Annotated in this window: 8 protein-coding genes; 3 read left to right on the top strand and 5 right to left on the bottom strand. The window is 73.6% G+C overall.

Annotated elements, in window-relative coordinates; all coding sequences use genetic code 11:
• From B7767_RS30450 to rpmG, 3 genes are all read right to left on the bottom strand, one after another.
• On the bottom strand, positions 1 to 688 hold a 688-nt coding region (locus B7767_RS30450), incomplete at its 3' end, for a GTP-binding protein (RefSeq protein WP_306298005.1).
• The gene (locus B7767_RS30455; protein WP_085574962.1) at positions 685 to 942 is read right to left on the bottom strand and encodes a type B 50S ribosomal protein L31; all 258 of its coding nucleotides are present in this window, start codon (positions 940 to 942) and stop codon (positions 685 to 687) included. The genes B7767_RS30450 and B7767_RS30455, both read right to left, overlap by 4 nt.
• A gap of 5 nt (positions 943 to 947) precedes the next feature.
• Positions 948 to 1,112: a 50S ribosomal protein L33 gene (gene rpmG / locus B7767_RS30460; protein ID WP_085574963.1), complete on the bottom strand. Its 165-nt coding sequence runs from the start codon at positions 1,110 to 1,112 to the stop codon at positions 948 to 950.
• A gap of 81 nt (positions 1,113 to 1,193) precedes the next feature.
• On the opposite strand from rpmG, the gene rpmB reads away from it, so the two are divergent.
• A complete protein-coding gene (gene rpmB / locus B7767_RS30465) occupies positions 1,194 to 1,430 on the top strand; it encodes a 50S ribosomal protein L28 (RefSeq protein ID WP_085574964.1) in 237 nt (78 codons plus the stop codon).
• Positions 1,430 to 1,735: a 30S ribosomal protein S14 gene (rpsN, locus tag B7767_RS30470; protein ID WP_085574965.1), complete on the top strand. Its 306-nt coding sequence runs from the start codon at positions 1,430 to 1,432 to the stop codon at positions 1,733 to 1,735. Before rpmB ends, rpsN begins: the two co-directional genes overlap by 1 nt.
• 40 nt (positions 1,736 to 1,775) lie before the next feature.
• Here rpsN and B7767_RS30475 read toward each other — a convergent pair whose 3' ends face one another.
• Positions 1,776 to 2,054 (bottom strand): hypothetical protein, encoded by a 279-nt coding sequence (locus tag B7767_RS30475; RefSeq protein ID WP_085574966.1) that lies wholly within the window; start codon positions 2,052 to 2,054, stop codon positions 1,776 to 1,778.
• A gap of 326 nt (positions 2,055 to 2,380) precedes the next feature.
• On the opposite strand from B7767_RS30475, the gene B7767_RS30480 reads away from it, so the two are divergent.
• Positions 2,381 to 2,875 carry a VOC family protein gene (locus B7767_RS30480; RefSeq protein ID WP_085574967.1) on the top strand — a complete coding sequence of 165 codons (495 nt, stop codon included), beginning with the start codon at positions 2,381 to 2,383 and terminating at the stop codon, positions 2,873 to 2,875.
• A 13-nt stretch (positions 2,876 to 2,888) separates the two neighbouring features.
• Here B7767_RS30480 and B7767_RS30485 read toward each other — a convergent pair.
• Positions 2,889 to 3,320 (bottom strand): prolyl oligopeptidase family serine peptidase (locus B7767_RS30485; RefSeq protein ID WP_179167351.1); only part of this gene is annotated, 432 nt, incomplete at its 5' end.

Below are 3,320 nucleotides of genomic sequence, written 5' to 3' on the forward strand. Positions count from 1 at the left end.
CGCACGCGGGATGCACGCGGGCGGCGGCCGCTTCGGGGTCGAAGCCCGCCAGCAGGGCGGTGCCCAGGGCCCCGCTTCCCGCGGGCACCTTGCGCGCGCCGGGCGTGAGCTGGGCGAGCAGCGCGCGGTCGCCGTCGTCGGCGACCGCGCCGTCCTCGACGACGGCGATCACCGTGGGGTATTCCAGCTGCCGGGCGAAGGTGTCGGCGACCGTGCGCCGGTCGGCCGGGGCGGCGGCGAGGCCCACGTCGGCGAGGTCGTCGCCGTCGGTCAGGTACGGCAGGACCAGGGCGGGGTCGACCACGGTGGCCACCCCGGTCAGCGCCAGCGGCGCGCCCTCGGACGCGATGACCGGGGCCATGCCGTGGGGTTCGACGGAGTCCCACAGTTCCACGACGGCCAGCCGGTGAGCGCCCGCTTCCGCGAGCCGGGTCAGTTCCGGGACGAGGTCCTCGCGCAGCGCGCAGCACGCGCAGTCGTTCACCAGGGGCGCGTCGCCGCTGCCGAGCAGGCCGTCGGCGTCGCGCACGGTCCGGCGCACCGAACCGTCGACGGCGGACGTCAGGTCGTGGTGCAGGGCGACCGCACCGGGCACCGCGCGCAGGACCTCGTCGACGGCCGCCCGGCGGGCGTCGGCGTGGAGTCCGGCGACGATCGCGACCGGCAGCCGCGCCCGGCCCGCGCTCATCGTTCGCTCCGTTCGCGTCCGTAGCGCCGCTCGAAGCGCTCGACCCGGCCCGCGGTGTCCAGGACGCGCTGGGTGCCGGTGTAGAAGGGGTGGCTCGCCGAGGAGATCTCGACGTCGATGACCGGGTAGGTGTTGCCGTCCTCCCACTCGACGGTCCGGTCACTCGTGGCCGTCGACCGGGTGAGGAAGGCGAAGCCGGCGGCCCGGTCGCGGAAGACGACGGGGCGGTACGGGGGGTGGATTCCGGGCTTCACGGTACTCAGCGCTCCTCACGGAAGTCGACGTGGCGCCCGGCGATCGGGTCGTACTTGCGCAGCGTCAGGCGGTCGGGGTCGTTACGGCGGTTCTTGCGGGTCACGTAGGTGTAGCCGGTGCCGGCGGTGGACCTCAGTTTGACGATCGGACGCAGTTCGTTACGGGCCATGGACCGCACTGTACACGGTATTGAATTTCATTTTCATCTAGCTGCTAGTCTGCCGCCATCGATCGACATCGAGGAGGAACTTTGTCCGCTCACTGCCAACTCACCGGTCGGCAGCCCGGCTTCGGGCACCAGATCTCGCACTCCCACCGGCGGAGCAAGCGCCGCTTCGACCCGAACATCCAGCGCAAGCGCTACTGGCTGCCGAGCGAAGGCCGCCATGTCCGGCTCACGCTCTCCGCCAAGGGCGTCAAGACGGTCGACGCGATCGGTGTCGAGGCCGCGGTCGCGCGCATCCGCGCCCGGGGAGGGAAGGTCTGATGGCGAAGAAGAGCAAGATCGCGAAGAACGAGCGGCGACGGCTCGTCGTGGCCCGCCACGCCGAACGCCGCGCCGAACTGAAGGCGATCATCTCGTCGGTCCGGACGTCCGACGAGGAACGTGCCGCCGCCCAGCGGGAACTGCGCCGGCAGCCCCGCGACGCCAGCGCCACCCGCGTACGCAACCGCGACTCCGTGGACGGCCGCCCCCGCGGTCATCTGCGCGCCTTCGGTCTGTCCCGCATCCGCCTGCGCGAGATGGCACACGCGGGCGAGCTTCCGGGGGTGACCAAGAGCAGTTGGTGATCCGCGCCCGGCCCGCGCCCGGTGTGCGGTGCCGGGTGGTTCAGTGGCCGTCCCGGTGCCCCTCGTGGGCGGCGTGCCGATGGCCGTCGTGCACATGGTCGACATGGCCGTCATGGGGCACGGCGACATGACCGCAGCCGGTTCCGTGCCGGTGTCCGTGGCCCTCGTGCGGCCGGGGCCCGGTGGTCACGCACTCGTCGATGTGTCCGTCGCGCACATGGTCGACGTGGTCGCCGCGTGGGACGGCGACGTGCCCGCGGCTCTCCTGGTGCCGGTGGTCGTGGCCCTCGTGGGTGCGGCGCTCGGCGGCGGGCGTCATGGCGTGCTCCCGGTGCGACGGTGACGGGTGGCCGCCCGGCCGCCGCCGGCAGCCGGCTCCCCGGGTCCTCCCCGGCGTCGGCCGGGTGCCGTTCGACGTCCGGTGTCCACACCGCCTCACAGCGCACCGGCTCACGGTCCACGACCGTCCGCGTCTCCGACACATCGTCGGTCCGCCCCGGAACGGCCCGCTTCGGCCGTCATCCGGAGAGCTCCGACGAACAACCACCGGCGAGGGCCGCGCGCTTGACCTGAACCGGACTTGAGCTTCTACGTTCGTTCGCAGCCGCGGGAACCGACCGGCGGTGTCTTCGGAGGAGGTCCGTCATGGCCGAGCACGCGGCCGGCACAGCAGACATCGGGATTCCCGACCGTTACCGCTACGCCGTGGTCCCGCACATCATGGTCGACGACGCCGCCGCGGCGATCGACTTCTACCGGCGGGCGTTCGGCGCCCGTGAGGACTTCAGGATCGACGCCCCGGGCGGCGGGATCCTGCACGCCGAGATCACCGTCGGGCGGTCGGCGCTGATGCTGGGCGACGCGAGTGTGGACGAGGCGGAGGCCGGGTCCTTCGCCGCGCCGTCCTCGCTCGGCGGGGGCACCTCCGTCACGCTGCACGTCTTCGTGCCGGACGTCGACGCTCTGGCGGAGCGCGCGGAGGCGGCCGGCGCCGAGATCCTCCAGCCGCCGACCGACATGTTCCACGGCGACCGCACCGTCATCCTCAAGGATCCCTCGGGCCACGTGTGGGTCTTCCTGACTCACCTGGAGGACGTCTCGGAGGAGGAGTTGCGGCGGCGCCTGGCCGCCGCCGGGTGAGGGCGGCCCGGGTTCACCCGCCGCCCGTGCGGCGGCGGGCGAAGTCCACGGTGCGGGTGAAGCAGTCCTCGACGTCCGCGTCGGTCAGGCCCACCCAGAGGTGGTCGCCGCCGTCGAGGAGGCGCAGGCCGGGTTCGTGGCCCGCCGCCCGCAGGGCTTCGGCGAGGCGGACGGACTGCCGGGCGGGGATCAGGACGTCGTCGGTGCCGTGCAGGATCAGGAAGGGCGGTGCCTGGGGGCCGGCGTGGGTGACCGGGCTGGCGTCGCGGGCCGCGTCGGGCCGCTCCGCCGGGGCGCCGCCGAGCAGCAGGGCCTCGAAGCCGGCCGGGTCGTGGGCGTCGTAGGCGCCCTCGGGGTGGTCCTCGGCGAGTGCGGGCAGGTCGGTGGGGGCGTACCAGGTGACGCAGCCGGCGACGGTGCCGGCGGGCCGGGGGAGGGCGGGCAG

This window comes from Streptomyces sp. 13-12-16 (assembly GCF_002114215.1).
Lineage (GTDB): Bacteria > Actinomycetota > Actinomycetes > Streptomycetales > Streptomycetaceae > Streptomyces.

Coding starts and splice junctions, on each gene's coding strand:
- rpmG (WP_085574963.1), bottom strand. CDS start 1,112: ATGGCCCGTAACGAACTGCGTCCGATCGTCAAACTGAGGTCCACCGCC.
- rpsN (WP_085574965.1), top strand. CDS start 1,430: ATGGCGAAGAAGAGCAAGATCGCGAAGAACGAGCGGCGACGGCTCGTC.
- B7767_RS30475 (WP_085574966.1), bottom strand. CDS start 2,054: ATGACGCCCGCCGCCGAGCGCCGCACCCACGAGGGCCACGACCACCGG.
- B7767_RS30480 (WP_085574967.1), top strand. CDS start 2,381: ATGGCCGAGCACGCGGCCGGCACAGCAGACATCGGGATTCCCGACCGT.